Here is a 272-nt window from a genome sequence, read left to right on the forward strand (position 1 = left end):
GGCCGAAGACGATAATTCAGCGAAACTGGGCCCCGGCCCTGGCCGGGTGGAAGGGAAGTGTGGCCAGGCCTTACGCCGCCATCTTCAGGTCCAGCCGCTCCCAGATCTCGACCAATGCCGCGACCAGTTCCGCCATCATCGCCTCGTCATGCGCCGGACCCGGCGTGAAGCGCAGCCGCTCGGTGCCGCGCGGGACGGTCGGGTAATTGATCGGCTGCACGTACACGCCATATTCGGCGAGCAGGATGTCGCTGATCTTCTTGGCCTTGACC

General features: G+C 65.1%; 1 protein-coding gene. It reads right to left on the bottom strand.

Translation table 11 applies throughout. The annotated features are described in order from the left end of the window. Window positions 1-70: 70 nt before the first annotated feature. The coding region (locus tag AC0L2K_RS35200) for an aminotransferase class I/II-fold pyridoxal phosphate-dependent enzyme (protein ID WP_473533685.1) at window positions 71-272 on the bottom strand (202 nt) is incomplete at its 5' end.

It is taken from the genome of Mesorhizobium sp. WSM4817 (genome assembly GCF_055811135.1).